Genomic DNA, 17,880 nt, shown 5'->3' with positions numbered 1-17,880 from the left:
CGTCGGCGCGTTCAGCCGACCCCGCCGACGCCCTCTTCTGCGTGATCCAGCGGGGTGCGGCGATCGCGTCGCGAAATCAGCGCAGGGACAGGCGCCCATCGTCGTGGCCGCCCCGGCCACGTCGAGCGAGAAAAGGGAGGTCATAAGGTCTCGCTGTCTCTTCACGACGCGACCCGATCCTCTCGGCCGGGTGGCGCCGCGCGTGAGCGTCACCGGGTTCCGGTGGGTCTCGAGCGTGAACTCACAGCCCTGCGGGGGGCATCGCAGTTAGAGGTTGCAGGAGCCGTCATGCGCCGGTCTCGTTCCCACTGGTCGACGGACACGCGCGAGCGTTCCTTCCCGTTCCGGCTCGCTGCCGTCGTCGCCTCCACAGCCATGGTGGCGTCGCTCGCGTTGCTCGCCGCACCCGCGGAGGCCGCCGATGAGGTCGCTGACCCCGTCATCTCGGATGTGGCTCTCTCGCAGCATTCCCAGATCTTGCCGTGGACGACAGCGGGGACGACGGCGACAGCTCCGTACCCGGGAAACATGTCTCCGCTGGGGCCGATCACGATCAACGCCCCTGCGCAGACGCCCGCGTATCAATCGGACACCAGCATTCAGATGAAGCCGCTGACGATACCGTCCGGCTGCCTGGGATCCAACACGGCTGTGGGCTACACCGCGGAGTGTGTGACGCACACGACGACGTTGACGTTCCCGCATCCGGTGATCAATCCGGTTCTGGCGCTTGCGACGGGCGTCGAGACCAACACGTCACCGCTCACGCACTGCGCCGCGCAGTACCAGGACGTCACCTTCGCGTCGATCAACGGCTCGGCCCCGGCGTCAGGGCAGGTCGTGCCCTATGCGCCTCTCGATTCGTCGAAGCAGACCCTGGTCAACAACCGGTTGAGCTACCTCCCAGCGGCGGTGCGGGCGACCCCGTGTGCGGCTACTCCGTCCCCGTATGCCTTCCTCCGGGTCAACGGCTTGATCTCGAGTGTGACCTTCACGTTCCACACGATGAGGACGATCACTGCCAACAGTCTAGGGACCCCATTCACCGATCCCACGACCGTGACTCGCGGTGTGCATCTGCTCGCGTGGATCCCACGGGCGGACCTGTCCCTGACGAAGACCGGTCCGACGACGGTGGACGCCGGCGGGACGATCACCTGGCAGATCCGGGTGTCGAATGCGGCGGGAAGCTCGACGTCCCACGGGTTCATCGTCAAGGACGCGGTTCCCGCAGGCGTGACGAATCCGACCATCGTCTCGGGAACGGGCTGCTCCTTGTCGGGCAACGATCTGGTGTGCACGCGCGCGCCAGCGGGATGGACACCGTCCCAGAACGCCATCGTCCCCTCATTGATCGACCTGTCCGGGGGGAACTCCTCGGCAAACATACCCGGGATCCTCGCCGCGGGCGCGACGTACGGCCCGATAGTGCTGTCGGGTACGGCTCCGCCGACCTCCGGCGGTTCGCTGGTGAACGGCGCGAGCGTCTCGGGTGCGGACGTCGATGTAAACGTGCCGAACAACACGAGCTCGGTCACGACCACCGTCTTGGACGCGCCGTCGCTTTCGCTGGTGAAGTCCGCGACATCGGGCGGGCAGCCGGTGACTGCGCTGACGGTGGGAGAGACGGTCGACTACTCCTTCCTGGTCACGAACACCGGAACGTTGGCGTTGTCGGGCATTGCGATCTCGGAGACGTCGTTCACCGGGAGCGGGTCGATGACGACTCCGGTCTGTCCGCCCGGTGATCTCGCGCCGGGCGCGCAGACGACCTGTACGGCGTCGTATGTCGTGACGGCCGCCGACGTCGCGGCCGGAACCATCGACAATACGGCTGTCGCCCAGGGGACACCACCTGGCGCTCCCACGCCCACGCTGTCCGATCCGTCGTCGACGCAGGTTCCGCTGGCGCAGGGCGGTCAGATCACGCTGGTCAAGAACGGCGCGTTGGCAGCGGGGGCGACCGGCTCGGCCGGCGACACAGTGAACTACTCGTTCCTCGCCACGAACACCGGGAACGTGACGTTGACGGGCGTGACGATCACGGATCCGTTGCCGGGTCTGTTCGGGCTGAGCCCCACGTGGCCGGGGGCGCCGGGCACGCTTTTGGCCGGGCAGTCGGTGGCGGCGACGGCCAGGTATCTGCTGACTCAGGCGGATGTGGATGCCGGGTCCGTGGCGAACACGGCAACGACCGCGGGAACCGATCCGGGTGGTGGCACCGTGACTGCCTCGGATTCGGCGACGGTTGCCGTCGCCTCCGCTGGCGCGATCGCCCTGGTGAAGACCGGTGGACTCGCTCCGGGCGCCGTCGGTGTGGCGGGCGACACGGTGAACTACAAGTTCGTCGCCACCAATACCGGGAATGTGACGTTGACGGGGGTCACCATCGCCGACCCGCTACCGGGTCTGTCCGGGCTGACCTTCACCTGGCCGGGCACACAGGGGACCTTGTTGCCCGGCGAGGCGGCTTCGGCGACGGCGACGTATGTGCTGACTCAAGCGGATGTGGATACGGGTTCGGTGGTGAACTCTGCCACCACGACGGGCACGGATCCGGGTGGTGACCCGGTGACTGGTGACGACACGACGACGGTCACTGTGCCGCCTGCCCCGGGTATCAGCCTGGTGAAGTCGGGCGCCCTGGCCGCGGGCGCGACGGGTGTGGTCGGTGACACGGTGAACTACACCTTCGTTGCGGGCAACACGGGAAACGTGACGTTGACGGGTGTGACCATCGTGGACCCGCTGCCGGGACTGTCAGCGTTGACCATCGCGTGGCCGGGCACGCTCGGGACGCTCCTGCCCGGGCAGGAGGCCACCGCGACGGCGACCTATGTCCTGACAGCGGCGGATGTGGCCGCGGGCTCCGTGGTGAACACGGCCACCGCGACGGGCACCGATCCGGGTGGGGACTCGGTGACGGGTGACGACACCACGACGGTCACTGTGCCGCCGGCCCCCGGCATCGCTCTGGTGAAGACGGGCGGTCTGGCTGCTGGTGCGACCGGCGCGGCCGGCGACACGGTGGATTACACGTTCACGGCGACGAACACCGGCAACGTGACGCTCACGGGTGTGACGGTCGCTGATCCGCTGCCGGGGTTGTCGACGTTGATGTTCGCGTGGCCAGGCGCTTCTGGCACGTTGGCGCCTGGGCAGGCGGCGACTGCGACGGCGACGTATGTGCTGACTCAGGCGGATGTGGATGCCGGTTCGGTGGTGAACAGTGCGACCGCGACGGGCACCGATCCGGGTGGGGACCCGGTGACGGGTGACGACACGACAACGGTCACTGTGCCGCCGGCCCCAGCAATCACCCTCCTGAAGACGGGCGGCTTGGCCGCCGGCGCGACCGGCGCAGCCGGCGACATCGTGGACTACACCTTCTCTGCCACGAACACCGGGAATGTGACGCTCACGGGTGTGACGGTCGCTGATCCGCTGCCGGGGCTGTCTCCGCTGGCGTTCGCGTGGCCAGGCGCTTCTGGCACGTTGGCGCCGGGGCAGGCGACGACTGCGACGGCGACCTATGTGCTGACTCAGGCGGACATCGACGCGGGTTCTGTGGTGAACTCCGCGACCGCGACGGGCACCGATCCCGGCGGTGACCCCGTGACCGGTGACGACACGACCACGGTCGATATCACTCCTGCCCCGGGCATCGCTCTGGTGAAGACGGGCGGTCTGGCTGCTGGTGCGACCGGCGCGGCCGGCGACACGGTGGATTACACGTTCACGGCGACGAACACCGGCAACGTGACGCTCACGGGTGTGACGATCGCTGATCCGCTGCCGGGGTTGTCGACGTTGATGTTCGCGTGGCCAGGCGCTTCTGGCACGTTGGCGCCTGGGCAGGCGGCGACTGCGACGGCGACGTATGTGCTGACTCAGGCGGATGTGGACGCGGGTTCGGTGGTGAACAGTGCGACCGCGACGGGCACCGATCCGGGTGGGGACCCGGTGACGGGTGACGACACCACGACGGTCACTGTGCCGCCGGCCCCCGGCATCGCTCTGGTGAAGACGGGCGGGTTGGCTGCCGGTGCGACCGGCGCGGCCGGCGACATCGTGGACTACACCTTCTCTGCCACGAACACCGGGAATGTGACGCTCACGGGTGTGACGGTCGCTGATCCGCTGCCGGGGTTGTCTCCGCTGGCGTTCGCGTGGCCAGGCGCTTCTGGCACGTTGGCGCCGGGGCAGGCGGCGACCGCGACGGCGACCTATGTGCTGACTCAGGCGGATGTGGATGCCGGTTCTGTGGTGAACTCCGCGACCGCGACGGGCACCGATCCCGGCGGTGACCCGGTGACCGGTGACGACACGACCACGGTCGATATCACTCCTGCCCCGGGCATCGCTCTGGTGAAGACGGGCGGTCTGGCTGCTGGTGCGACCGGCGCGGCCGGCGACACCGTGGACTACACGTTCACGGCGACCAACACCGGGAATGTGACGCTCACGGGTGTGACGGTCGCGGACCCGTTGCCGGGGTTGTCTCCGCTGGCGTTCGCGTGGCCAGGCGCTTCTGGCACGTTGGCGCCGGGGCAGGCGGCGACTGCGACGGCGACGTATGTGCTGACTCAGGCGGATGTGGACGCCGGTTCGGTGGTGAACAGTGCGACCGCGACGGGCACCGATCCGGGTGGGGACCCGGTGACGGGTGACGACACCACGACGGTCACTGTGCCGCCGGCCCCCGGCATCGCTCTGGTGAAGACGGGCGGTCTGGCTGCCGGTGCGACCGGCGCGGCCGGCGACATCGTGGACTACACCTTCTCTGCCACGAACACCGGGAATGTGACGCTCACGGGTGTGACGGTCGCTGATCCGCTGCCGGGGCTGTCGACGCTGGCGTTCGCGTGGCCAGGCGCTTCTGGCACGTTGGCGCCGGGGCAGGCGACGACTGCGACGGCGACCTATGTGCTGACTCAGGCGGACATCGACGCGGGTTCTGTGGTGAACTCCGCGACCGCGACGGGCACCGATCCCGGCGGTGACCCCGTGACCGGTGACGACACGACCACGGTCGATATCACTCCTGCCCCGGGCATCGCTCTGGTGAAGACGGGCGGTCTGGCTGCTGGTGCGACCGGCGCGGTCGGTGACACGGTGGATTACACGTTCACGGCGACCAACACCGGGAATGTGACCCTCACCGGTGTGACGGTCGCGGACCCGTTGCCGGGGTTGTCTCCGCTGGCGTTCGCGTGGCCAGGCGCTTCTGGCACGTTGGCGCCTGGGCAGGCGGCGACTGCGACGGCGACCTATGTGCTGACTCAGGCGGATGTGGACGCGGGTTCTGTGGTGAACTCCGCGACCGCGACGGGCACCGATCCGGGTGGGGACCCGGTGACGGGTGACGACACCACGACGGTCACTGTGCCGCCGGCCCCCGGCATCGCTCTGGTGAAGACGGGCGGTCTGGCTGCCGGTGCGACCGGCGCGGCCGGCGACATCGTGGACTACACCTTCACGGCGACCAACACCGGGAATGTGACGCTCACGGGTGTGACGGTCGCTGATCCGCTGCCGGGGCTGTCTCCGCTGGCGTTCGCGTGGCCAGGCGCTTCTGGCACGTTGGCGCCGGGGCAGGCGGCGACCGCGACGGCGACCTATGTGCTGACTCAGGCGGATGTGGATGCCGGTTCTGTGGTGAACTCCGCGACCGCGACGGGCACCGATCCCGGCGGTGACCCGGTGACCGGTGACGACACGACCACGGTCGATATCACTCCTGCCCCGGGCATCGCTCTGGTGAAGACGGGCGGTCTGGCTGCTGGTGCGACCGGCGCGGCCGGCGACACCGTGGACTACACGTTCACGGCGACCAACACCGGGAATGTGACGCTCACGGGTGTGACGGTCGCTGATCCGCTGCCGGGGTTGTCGACGTTGATGTTCGCGTGGCCAGGCGCTTCTGGCACGTTGGCGCCGGGGCAGGCGGCGACTGCGACGGCGACGTATGTGCTGACTCAGGCGGATGTGGATGCGGGTTCGGTGGTGAACTCCGCGACCGCGACGGGCACCGATCCGGGTGGGGACTCGGTGACGGGTGACGACACCACGACGGTCACTGTGCCGCCGGCCCCCGGCATCGCTCTGGTGAAGACGGGCGGTCTGGCTGCTGGTGCGACCGGCGCGGCCGGCGACACGGTGGATTACACGTTCACGGCGACGAACACCGGCAACGTGACGCTCACGGGTGTGACGGTCGCTGATCCGCTGCCGGGGTTGTCGACGTTGATGTTCGCGTGGCCAGGCGCTTCTGGCACGTTGGCGCCTGGGCAGGCGGCGACTGCGACGGCGACGTATGTGCTGACTCAGGCGGATGTGGATGCCGGTTCGGTGGTGAACAGTGCGACCGCGACGGGCACCGATCCGGGTGGGGACCCGGTGACGGGTGACGACACGACAACGGTCACTGTGCCGCCGGCCCCAGCAATCACCCTCCTGAAGACGGGCGGCTTGGCCGCCGGCGCGACCGGCGCAGCCGGCGACATCGTGGACTACACCTTCTCTGCCACGAACACCGGGAATGTGACGCTCACGGGTGTGACGGTCGCTGATCCGCTGCCGGGGCTGTCTCCGCTGGCGTTCGCGTGGCCAGGCGCTTCTGGCACGTTGGCGCCGGGGCAGGCGACGACTGCGACGGCGACCTATGTGCTGACTCAGGCGGACATCGACGCGGGTTCTGTGGTGAACTCCGCGACCGCGACGGGCACCGATCCCGGCGGTGACCCCGTGACCGGTGACGACACGACCACGGTCGATATCACTCCTGCCCCGGGCATCGCTCTGGTGAAGACGGGCGGTCTGGCTGCTGGTGCGACCGGCGCGGCCGGCGACACGGTGGATTACACGTTCACGGCGACGAACACCGGCAACGTGACGCTCACGGGTGTGACGATCGCTGATCCGCTGCCGGGGTTGTCGACGTTGATGTTCGCGTGGCCAGGCGCTTCTGGCACGTTGGCGCCTGGGCAGGCGGCGACTGCGACGGCGACGTATGTGCTGACTCAGGCGGATGTGGACGCGGGTTCGGTGGTGAACAGTGCGACCGCGACGGGCACCGATCCGGGTGGGGACCCGGTGACGGGTGACGACACGACAACGGTCACTGTGCCGCCGGCCCCAGCAATCACCCTCCTGAAGACGGGCGGCTTGGCTGCCGGTGCGACCGGCGCGGCCGGCGACATCGTGGACTACACCTTCTCTGCCACGAACACCGGGAATGTGACGCTCACGGGTGTGACGGTCGCTGATCCGCTGCCGGGGCTGTCTCCGCTGGCGTTCGCGTGGCCAGGCGCTTCTGGCACGTTGGCGCCGGGGCAGGCGGCGACCGCGACGGCGACCTATGTGCTGACTCAGGCGGATGTGGATGCCGGTTCTGTGGTGAACTCCGCGACCGCGACGGGCACCGATCCCGGCGGTGACCCGGTGACCGGTGACGACACGACCACGGTCGATATCACTCCTGCCCCGGGCATCGCTCTGGTGAAGACGGGCGGTCTGGCTGCTGGTGCGACCGGCGCGGCCGGCGACACGGTGGATTACACGTTCACGGCGACGAACACCGGCAACGTGACGCTCACGGGTGTGACGGTCGCTGATCCGCTGCCGGGGTTGTCGACGTTGATGTTCGCGTGGCCAGGCGCTTCTGGCACGTTGGCGCCTGGGCAGGCGGCGACTGCGACGGCGACGTATGTGCTGACTCAGGCGGATGTGGACGCGGGTTCTGTGGTGAACTCCGCGACCGCGACGGGCACCGATCCGGGTGGGGACCCGGTGACGGGTGACGACACCACGACGGTCACTGTGCCGCCGACCCCGGCGATCAGCCTGGTGAAGACGGGCGGTCTGGCTGCTGGTGCGACCGGCGCGGCCGGCGACATCGTGGACTACACCTTCACGGCGACCAACACCGGGAATGTGACGCTCACGGGTGTGACGGTCGCTGATCCGCTGCCGGGGCTGTCTCCGCTGGCGTTCGCGTGGCCAGGCGCTTCTGGCACGTTGGCGCCGGGGCAGGCGACGACTGCGACGGCGACCTATGTGCTGACTCAGGCGGATGTGGATGCCGGTTCGGTGGTGAACAGTGCGACCGCGACGGGCACCGATCCCGGCGGTGACCCCGTGACCGGTGACGACACGACCACGGTCGATATCACTCCTGCCCCGGGCATCGCTCTGGTGAAGACGGGCGGTCTGGCTGCTGGTGCGACCGGCGCGGCCGGCGACATCGTGGACTACACGTTCACGGCGACCAACACCGGGAATGTGACCCTCACCGGTGTGACGGTCGCGGACCCGTTGCCGGGGTTGTCTCCGCTGGCGTTCGCGTGGCCAGGCGCTTCTGGCACGTTGGCGCCTGGGCAGGCGGCGACTGCGACGGCGACCTATGTGCTGACTCAGGCGGATGTGGACGCGGGTTCTGTGGTGAACTCCGCGACCGCGACGGGCACCGATCCGGGTGGGGACCCGGTGACGGGTGACGACACCACGACGGTCACTGTGCCGCCGGCCCCCGGCATCGCTCTGGTGAAGACGGGCGGTCTGGCTGCCGGTGCGACCGGCGCGGCCGGCGACATCGTGGACTACACCTTCACGGCGACCAACACCGGGAATGTGACGCTCACGGGTGTGACGGTCGCTGATCCGCTGCCGGGGCTGTCTCCGCTGGCGTTCGCGTGGCCAGGCGCTTCTGGCACGTTGGCGCCGGGGCAGGCGGCGACCGCGACGGCGACCTATGTGCTGACTCAGGCGGATGTGGATGCCGGTTCTGTGGTGAACTCCGCGACCGCGACGGGCACCGATCCCGGCGGTGACCCGGTGACCGGTGACGACACGACCACGGTCGATATCACTCCTGCCCCGGGCATCGCTCTGGTGAAGACGGGCGGTCTGGCTGCTGGTGCGACCGGCGCGGCCGGCGACACCGTGGACTACACGTTCACGGCGACGAACACCGGCAACGTGACGCTCACGGGTGTGACGGTCGCTGATCCGCTGCCGGGGTTGTCGACGTTGATGTTCGCGTGGCCAGGCGCTTCTGGCACGTTGGCGCCTGGGCAGGCGGCGACTGCGACGGCGACGTATGTGCTGACTCAGGCGGATGTGGACGCCGGTTCGGTGGTGAACAGTGCGACCGCGACGGGCACCGATCCGGGTGGGGACCCGGTGACGGGTGACGACACCACGACGGTCACTGTGCCGCCGGCCCCCGGCATCGCTCTGGTGAAGACGGGCGGGTTGGCTGCCGGTGCGACCGGCGCGGCCGGCGACACGGTGGATTACACGTTCACGGCGACGAACACCGGCAACGTGACGCTCACGGGTGTGACGGTCGCTGATCCGCTGCCGGGGTTGTCTCCGCTGGCGTTCGCGTGGCCAGGCGCTTCTGGCACGTTGGCGCCGGGGCAGGCGGCGACCGCGACGGCGACCTATGTGCTGACTCAGGCGGATGTGGATGCCGGTTCTGTGGTGAACAGTGCGACCGCGACGGGCACCGATCCGGGTGGGGACCCGGTGACGGGTGACGACACGACGACGGTCACTGTGCCGCCGACCCCGGCGATCAGCCTGGTGAAGACGGGCGGCTTGGCTGCTGGTGCGACCGGTGTGGTCGGTGACATGGTGGATTACACGTTCACGGCGACCAACACTGGGAATGTGACGCTCACGGGTGTGACGATCGCTGATCCGCTGCCGGGGCTGTCTCCGCTGGCGTTCGCGTGGCCAGGCGCTTCTGGCACGTTGGCGCCTGGGCAGGCGGCGACTGCGACGGCGACCTATGTGCTGACTCAGGCGGATGTGGATGCCGGCTCCGTGGTGAACACGGCCACTGCGACGGGCACCGACCCGGGCGGTGACCCCGTGACCGGTGACGACACGACCACGGTCGACATCACTCCTGCCCCGGGCATCGCTCTGGTGAAGACGGGCGGCTTGGCTGCCGGTGCGACCGGCGCGGCCGGCGACACGGTGGATTACACGTTCACGGCGACCAACACCGGCAACGTGACGCTCACGGGCGTCACGGTCGCCGACCCGCTGCCGGGGCTGTCTCCGCTGGCGTTCACGTGGCCAGGCGCGTCTGGCACGTTGGCGCCGGGTCAGGCGGCGACCGCGACGGCGACCTATGTGCTGACCCAGGCGGACATCGACGCGGGCTCCGTGGTGAACAGCGCTACCGCGACGGGCACCGATCCCGGCGGTGACCCGGTGACCGGTGACGACACCACCACGGTCACTGTGCCGCCAGCACCCGGCATCGCTCTGCTGAAGACCGGCGGGTTGGCTGCCGGTGCGACCGGTGTGGCCGGTGACACGGTGGATTACACGTTCACCGCGACCAACACCGGAAATGTGACGCTCACGGGTGTGACGATCGCTGATCCGCTGCCGGGGTTGTCGACGTTGATGTTCGCGTGGCCGGGTACGCCGGGGACTCTCTTGCCCGGCGAGGTGGCTTCGGCGTCGGCGACGTATGTGCTGACTCAGGCGGACATCGACGCGGGTTCTGTGGTGAACAGCGCTACCGCGACGGGCACCGATCCCGGCGGTGACCCCGTGACCGGTGACGACACGACCACGGTCGATATCACTCCTGCCCCGGGCATCGCTCTGGTGAAGACGGGTGGTCTGGCTGCTGGTGCGACCGGCGCGGTCGGTGACACGGTGGATTACACGTTCACGGCGACCAACACCGGGAATGTGACCCTCACCGGTGTGACGATCGCGGACCCGCTGCCCGGGCTGTCTCCGCTGGCGTTCACGTGGCCCGGCGCTTCTGGCACGTTGGCGCCGGGGCAGGCGGCGACTGCGACCGCGACCTATGTGCTGACCCAGGCGGATGTGGACGCGGGTTCGGTGGTGAACAGCGCGACCGCGACGGGCACCGACCCGGGAGGCGACCCCGTGACCGGTGACGACACCACCACGGTCGACATCACTCCTGCCCCCGGCATCGCTCTGCTGAAGACCGGCGGCTTGGCTGCCGGTGCGACCGGCGCGGCCGGCGACACCGTGGACTACACCTTCACGGCCACGAACACCGGCAACGTGACGCTCACGGGTGTGACGATCGCTGACCCGCTTCTGGGACTGTCGGCATTGACGTTCACCTGGCCCGGAACACAGGGCAGGCTGGCGCCGGGGCAGACCGCGACCGCGACGGCAACGTATGTGCTGACTCAGGCGGATGTAGACGCGGGTTCGGTGGTGAACTCCGCGACCGCGACGGGCACGGATCCGGGTGGGGACCCGGTGACCGGTGACGACACGACCACGGTCACTGTGCCGCCGGCCCCGGGCCTCGCTCTGCTGAAGACCGGTGGCTTGGCCGCCGGTGCGACCGGCGCGGTCGGTGACACGGTGGACTACACCTTCACCGCGACGAACACCGGAAACGTGACGCTCACCGGTGTGACGGTTGCGGACCCGCTGCCGGGACTGTCGCCGCTGATGTTCACCTGGCCAGGAACGCCCGGGACGCTCCTGCCCGGGCAGCAGGCCACTGCGACGGCGACCTATGTGCTGACCCAGGCCGACGTGGACGCTGGCTCGGTGGTGAACAGCGCTACCGCGACGGGCACCGATCCCGGCGGTGACCCCGTGACCGGTGACGACACGACCACGGTCACTGTGCCTCCGGCCCCGGCAATCACCCTCCTGAAGACGGGCGGCTTGGCCGCCGGTGCGACCGGCGCGGTCGGTGACGCCGTGGACTACACCTTCACAGCGACCAACACCGGAAATGTGACGCTCACCGGTGTCACGATCGCGGACCCGCTGCCGGGGCTGTCCGGGCTGGCGTTCACCTGGCCGGGCACGCCCGGGACACTGGGTTCTGGTCGGTCGGTGACCGCCGTGGCGACCTACACGCTGACCGCCGCGGACGTGAACGCCGGCTCGGTGGTGAACACCGCCACCGCGACGGGTACCGACCCGGGAGGCGACCCGGTGACCGGTGACGACACGACCACGGTCTCCATCACTCCTGCTCCCGGCATCGCCCTGGTCAAGACAGGCGGTCTCGCCGCAGGCGCGACCGGCGCAGCCGGCGACATCGTGGACTACACCTTCTCTGCCACGAACACCGGGAATGTGACGCTCACGGGTGTGACGGTCGCTGATCCGCTGCCGGGGCTGTCTCCGCTGGCGTTCGCGTGGCCAGGCGCTTCTGGCACGTTGGCGCCTGGGCAGGCGACGACTGCGACGGCGACCTATGTGCTGACTCAGGCGGACATCGACGCGGGTTCTGTGGTGAACAGCGCTACCGCGACGGGCACCGATCCCGGCGGTGACCCCGTGACCGGTGACGACACGACCACGGTCGACATCCCTCCTGCCCCGGGCATCGCTCTGGTGAAGACGGGCGGTCTGGCTGCTGGTGCGACGGGCGCGGTGGGTGACACGGTGGATTACACGTTCACGGCGACCAACACTGGGAACGTGACCCTCACGGGTGTCGCGATCGCCGATCCGATGCCCGGGCTGTCGGCGTTGACGTTCACCTGGCCGGGCACCGCGGGGACGCTGGCTCCTGGACAGTCCGCGTCCGCGTCGGCGACCTATGTGTTGACCTCGGCGGATACGAATTCCGGTTCGGTGGTGAACACGGCGACCGCGACGGGCATCGATCCGGGTGGTGACCCCGTGACCGGTGACGACACGACCACGGTCGACATCACTCCTGCACCGGGCCTCGCCTTGCAGAAGAGCGGCGGCTTGGCCGCCGGCGCGACCGGTGCGGCTGGGGACTCGGTGGTCTACAGGTTCACGGCGACCAACACCGGGAACGTGACCCTCACGGGCGTCGCGATCGCCGATCCGATGCCCGGGCTGTCGGCGTTGACGTTCACCTGGCCGGGTACGCCCGGGACGCTCCTGCCGGGGCAGGTGGCTTCGGCGACGGCGACCTATGTGCTGACTCAGGCGGATGTGGATGCCGGTTCGGTGGTGAACTCCGCCACCGCGACGGGCACAGACCCGGGAGACGACCCGGTGACCGGCGATGACATGACCACCGTGTCCGTCACGCCTGCCCCGGCGATCAACCTGGTCAAGACCGGCGGTCTCGCTGCCGGCGGCACCGACGCGGTAGGCGACACGGTCGACTACACCCTCGCAGCGACCAACACCGGGAACGTGACGCTCACCGGCGTCACCATCACCGATCCGATGCCGGGACTGTCGCCGTTGACGTTCACCTGGCCGGGCGCGCCTGGCACGCTGACTCCGGGTCAGTCCGCCACCGCGACCGCGACCTACGTGCTCACCCATACGGATGTCGGGGCCGGACAGGTCGTGAACACGGCCACGGTCGCAGGCACCGACCCGCGCGGTACGACGGTCACCGGGCAGAACTCGACCACCGTTGCGCTGAACGCAGAGCCCGGCCTGTCGCTCGCGAAGTCGGGTCGGCTGGAATCCGGAGGCTCGGGAGCCGCCGGCGATACGGTCTCCTACACGTTCATGGCCACGAACACCGGGAACGTCGCGCTGACGGGTATCACGATCTCCGACCCGCTGCCGGGCCTGTCCGCGATCAGCTACAGCTGGCCGGCGGCCGTGGGGACACTCGCCCCTGGCCAGTCCGTGACCGCGACCGCCACGTATGCGCTCACCAAGACCGACGTGAGCGCCGGATCCGTCGTGAACACGGCGACCGTGACGGGCACCGACCCGAGCGGGAAGCTGGTGACTGCCAAGAGCAACCACGTGGTAATCAAGCTCGGCGTCCTGGCCGACACCGGCACGACTCTCTTCTCCATCTACGCGGCCCTGCTGGCGATCCTTCCGATCCTCGCCGGCTTGGCACTCTCGTCCGCACTGATCATCTCCCGACGCAGAAAGGTATCCGAATGAGAATGAACGCCATGAGCAGAGCGGCTCGCGCCGCAGTCCTGACGCTCCCCCTGGCAGCACTGGTGGTGATGGGGGTGACCGGTTGCACGGCATCGGCTCCCCATCCCAGCGCCACACCGACCGCCACCGCGACCGCAGCCGCAGCACATGACGGGACGATCACCCAGATCACCCACAAACCCGGGACCGACACCGGCTACGTCGGCGCGCTGAAGGACGTCAAGCTCGGTTCGTGCAAGGCGGACTCGTCCCCGGCGCACTTCGAGGGAACGGTGACCAATCCGACCTCGACCGAGCAGAGCTACCGCATCTACGTCTCGCTCCTATCCGCGGGTGCGACCATCGGCGTCCACGAGGTGGACGTGAGCGGAGTGTCCGGCCACGCCACCGAGAAGTGGTCGGGAACCCTTCCGACGGGAAAGCCGGGGACCACCTGCATCCTCCGCGTGGAACGGCATAGCTGAGCCGCGACAGCACGTCCGACGTCAGGGGCGGCTTCCGGCAGGAGGTCGCCCCTGACGTCTGCGCGTGCGGACCCTGCTAGGCTCGACGCAATTGGCATCCTTTAACAGCCGTCCTGTGAGGCGGGGAAGGAGGTCGGCATGAGCGCGCGCACCGTGCTGCAACAGGCTGACATCGCCCGGGCGTTGACTCGGATCTCCCACGAGATCCTGGAGTCCAACCGGGGAACTGACGATCTCGTGGTCCTGGGGATCCCGACGCGCGGCGTCGTGCTCGCCCGGCGGATCGCCGAGAACATCCAGCGCATCGAGCCGCAGTCCGTGGCCTCGCCCGACGACATCGTCGGCGCGCTCGATGTGACCATGTACCGCGACGACCTGTCGCGCCATCCCACCCGAGCTCCGCAGCCGACCGCGCTGCCGGGGCCGATCGACGGCCGCACCGTCGTGCTGGTCGACGATGTGCTGTTCTCCGGTCGCACGATCCGGGCGGCACTCGACGCCCTCAGCGATCTCGGGAGGCCGCGAGTGGTACGCCTGGCCGTCCTGGTGGACCGCGGGCACCGCGAGCTCCCGATCCGGGCGGACTTCGTCGGAAAGAACCTCCCGTCGGCGGCGTCCGAGCGCATCTTCGTGCGGCTGGACGAGATCGACGGCGAGGAATCGGTGACGATCGAGGAGGCCGGGGCATGAGGCACCTGCTCAGCACGAAGACCCTGTCGCGCGACGACGCCATCACTCTGCTCGATGTCGCGGAGGACATGGCCGACGTGCAGGACCGGGAGGTCAAGAAGCTCCCGACGCTGCGCGGCAAGACGGTCGTGAACCTGTTCTTCGAGGACTCGACGCGCACGCGGATCTCGTTCGAGGCGGCCGCCAAGCGCCTCTCCGCCGATGTGATCAACTTCTCCGCGAAGGGTTCGAGCGTCTCCAAGGGCGAGAGCCTGAAGGACACCGCGCAGACGCTCGCCGCGATGGGCGCCGACGCCGTGGTGGTGCGGCACAGCGCGTCCGGGGCGCCGCAGACGCTCGCGACCAGCGGCTGGATCGACGCCGGCGTGCTGAACGCCGGCGACGGGACGCACGAGCACCCGACGCAGGCGCTGCTCGACGCTTTCACCATGCGTCGGCGGTTGCACGGCCGCGGCTCGAGGGGCCGCGACCTCGACGGGGTGACCGTGACGATCGTCGGCGACATCCTGCACTCGCGGGTGGCGCGCTCGAACGTCTGGCTGCTGCAGACCCTCGGCGCGAACGTGACGCTCATCGCTCCTCCGACGCTCCTTCCTGTCGACGTCTCGAGCTGGCCGGCCGCCATCGGCTACGACCTCGACCACGCGATCGACGCGCAGCCGGACGTGGTGATGATGCTCCGCATCCAGGGCGAGCGGATGCACGCCGCATACTTCCCGACCGAGCGCGAGTACGCCAGGCGCTGGGGACTCGACGAGGAACGGTTGGGCAGGCTCCGGCCGGATAGCATTGTGATGCACCCCGGACCCATGAACCGCGGGCTGGAGATCTCGGCGGCCGCCGCCGACTCGCCGCGGTCGACGGTGCGGGAGCAGGTCGCCAACGGCGTGTCCGTGCGAATGGCGGCGCTGTACTTGCTGCTGTCCGGCGGAGATCGGGACGGCCAGAAGATGAATGAAGAGCAGCCGACGAACGTCGGTGCGCGATGAGTGACGGCGTTATAGGAGTGACAGGGTCATGAGCCAGAAGTACCTGATCCGGGGCGCCTCCTTGGTCGACGGAGCCCGCACCGACCTCCTCCTCGCCGACGGGCGGATCGCCGCGACGGGCGCCGACGCCGCATCGGCCGGCGCGACGGTGATCGACGCCGACGGCCTGATCGCCCTTCCCGGGCTGGTCGACCTCCACACCCACCTGCGCGAGCCCGGGTATGAGCAGAGCGAGACCGTGCTCACCGGCACGCGCGCCGCGGCGGCGGGAGGCTTCACCGCAGTGTTTCCGATGGCGAACACGTCCCCGGTGGCCGACACGGCCGGCACGGTCGAGCAGGTGCTCAGCCTCGGCGAGGCGGCCGGCTACGCGACCGTGCAGCCGATCGGCGCGGTGACCGTGGGTCTCGCGGGGGAGCGGCTCGCCGAGCTCGGCGCCATGGCCGACTCGCGCGCCCGGGTGCGGGTGTTCTCGGACGACGGCAAGTGCGTCTCCGATCCGCTGCTGATGCGCCGCGCGCTGGAGTACGTCAAGGCATTCGGCGGCGTCATCGCCCAGCACGCGCAGGAGCCGCGGCTCACCGAGGGCGCGCAGATGAACGAGGGTGCGCTGTCCGGGGAGTTGGGCCTCACCGGTTGGCCGGCCGTGGCGGAGGAGTCGATCATCGCCCGCGATGTGCTGCTGGCCGAGCACGTCGGCTCGCGCCTGCACGTCTGCCACGTGTCGACGGCGGGCTCGGTCGACGTCATCCGCTGGGCCAAGGCGCGGGGCGTCGACGTCACCGCCGAGGTGACGCCGCACCACCTGCTGCTGACCGAGGAGCTGGCCTCCGGCTACGACGCGCGCTACAAGGTGAACCCGCCGCTGCGCCGCGCGGAGGACGTGGAGGCGCTGCGCGCCGGCCTCGCCGACGGCACCATCGACATCGTCGCGACCGACCATGCCCCGCACCCGGTCGAGGGGAAGGACTGCGAGTGGGATGCCGCCGCGTTCGGCATGGTCGGCCTGGAATCGGCGCTGTCGGTCGTCCAGGCCTCCGTGGTCGACAACGGTCTGCTCGGCTGGACCGACATCGCCCGCGTACTCTCGTCGGCCCCGGCGCGCATCGGTCGTCTGGAGGGCCACGGCCTCCCGCTCGAGGTCGGGGCGCCCGCGGAGCTTTTCCTGTACGACCCGACCGCGTTGCGGGCGTTCTCGACCGACGACCTCGCCGGCAAGGGCGTCAACTCGCCGTACCTGTCCATGACGCTCCCCGGCCGCGTCGTCGCCACGTTCCACCGCGGCTATGCGACCGTCCTCGACGGCGCGGTCGTCGATCAGCTGGAGGTGGCCCGTGGATAAGCTGCTGCCGACGATCGGCATCCTGCTCGTCGTCATCGTCGTGCTCGCGCTCGCGCTCGTCGGCTGGCGCCGGCGGGTGCGCCGCGACGCACCGGCCGGCGGCGGCTACCCGGCGCCGGAGACGGCGACGACCGCGACAGCGTCCTCCGAGGTCCTCTACGTCGCCACGACCGCGGCGGGCGAGCCGCTCGAGCGCCTCGCGCTGCCCGGGCTCACCTACCGCGGCAGGGGCACGGTGGAGGTCTCGGCCGACGGCGTGCAGTTGCGGGTGGCGGGGGAGCAGCCCGTTTTCATCCCCGCGGCCTCGCTCACCGGCGTCGGCGCCTCCACGGTCGCGATCGACCGGGTCGTGGAGCGGGACGGCATGGTCCGCCTCGGCTGGACCACCAGCGGCGGCGCGGCCGCCGACAGTTACTTCCGGGTCGTGGACCCGGCCGGCCGGGGTCCCCTGACCGCGGCCGTCGAAGACATCATCCCGGCGGCCAGCACGCCGGGCGACAGCACCGAAAGGGAGGTGTGA

At 69.5% G+C, this 17,880-nt stretch carries 6 protein-coding genes; all 6 read left to right on the top strand.

Annotated features, from left to right (window positions below; all coding sequences use genetic code 11):
• Positions 1-288: 288 nt before the first annotated feature.
• Positions 289-13,875, top strand: a complete 13,587-nt coding sequence (locus ACPPVW_RS16945) for a DUF7507 domain-containing protein (protein WP_426624234.1) — start codon at positions 289-291, stop codon at positions 13,873-13,875.
• Between the two features lie 11 nt (positions 13,876-13,886).
• On the top strand, positions 13,887-14,339 hold the full coding sequence (locus ACPPVW_RS16940) for a hypothetical protein (protein WP_426624233.1): 453 nt from the start codon (positions 13,887-13,889) through the stop codon (positions 14,337-14,339).
• A 138-nt stretch (positions 14,340-14,477) separates the two neighbouring features.
• A complete protein-coding gene (pyrR, locus tag ACPPVW_RS16935; protein ID WP_426624232.1) occupies positions 14,478-15,029 on the top strand; it encodes a bifunctional pyr operon transcriptional regulator/uracil phosphoribosyltransferase PyrR in 552 nt (183 codons plus the stop codon).
• Positions 15,026-16,018 carry an aspartate carbamoyltransferase catalytic subunit gene (locus tag ACPPVW_RS16930; protein ID WP_426624231.1) on the top strand — a complete coding sequence of 331 codons (993 nt, stop codon included), beginning with the start codon at positions 15,026-15,028 and terminating at the stop codon, positions 16,016-16,018. The genes pyrR and ACPPVW_RS16930 overlap by 4 nt, the downstream gene beginning before the upstream one ends.
• Positions 16,019-16,046: 28 nt before the next feature.
• Entirely contained in the window at positions 16,047-17,360 is a 1,314-nt protein-coding gene (locus ACPPVW_RS16925) for a dihydroorotase (protein ID WP_426624230.1), read from the top strand.
• Entirely contained in the window at positions 17,353-17,880 is a 528-nt protein-coding gene (locus ACPPVW_RS16920; RefSeq protein ID WP_426624229.1) for a hypothetical protein, read from the top strand. The genes ACPPVW_RS16925 and ACPPVW_RS16920 overlap by 8 nt, the downstream gene beginning before the upstream one ends.

It is taken from the genome of Leifsonia sp. McL0607, assembly GCF_049993355.1.
Lineage (GTDB): Bacteria > Actinomycetota > Actinomycetes > Actinomycetales > Microbacteriaceae > Leifsonia.
The sequence above is the reverse complement of the archived record's forward strand: the minus strand, read 5'-3'. Positions and strand labels throughout refer to the sequence as shown.

What these genes read in the sequence shown, in the direction of transcription:
- ACPPVW_RS16945 (WP_426624234.1), top strand. Translation starts at nt 289, where the DNA reads ATGCGCCGGTCTCGTTCCCACTGGTCGACGGACACGCGCGAGCGTTCC.
- ACPPVW_RS16940 (WP_426624233.1), top strand. Translation starts at nt 13,887, where the DNA reads ATGAGCAGAGCGGCTCGCGCCGCAGTCCTGACGCTCCCCCTGGCAGCA.
- pyrR (WP_426624232.1), top strand. Translation starts at nt 14,478, where the DNA reads ATGAGCGCGCGCACCGTGCTGCAACAGGCTGACATCGCCCGGGCGTTG.
- ACPPVW_RS16930 (WP_426624231.1), top strand. Translation starts at nt 15,026, where the DNA reads ATGAGGCACCTGCTCAGCACGAAGACCCTGTCGCGCGACGACGCCATC.
- ACPPVW_RS16925 (WP_426624230.1), top strand. Translation starts at nt 16,047, where the DNA reads ATGAGCCAGAAGTACCTGATCCGGGGCGCCTCCTTGGTCGACGGAGCC.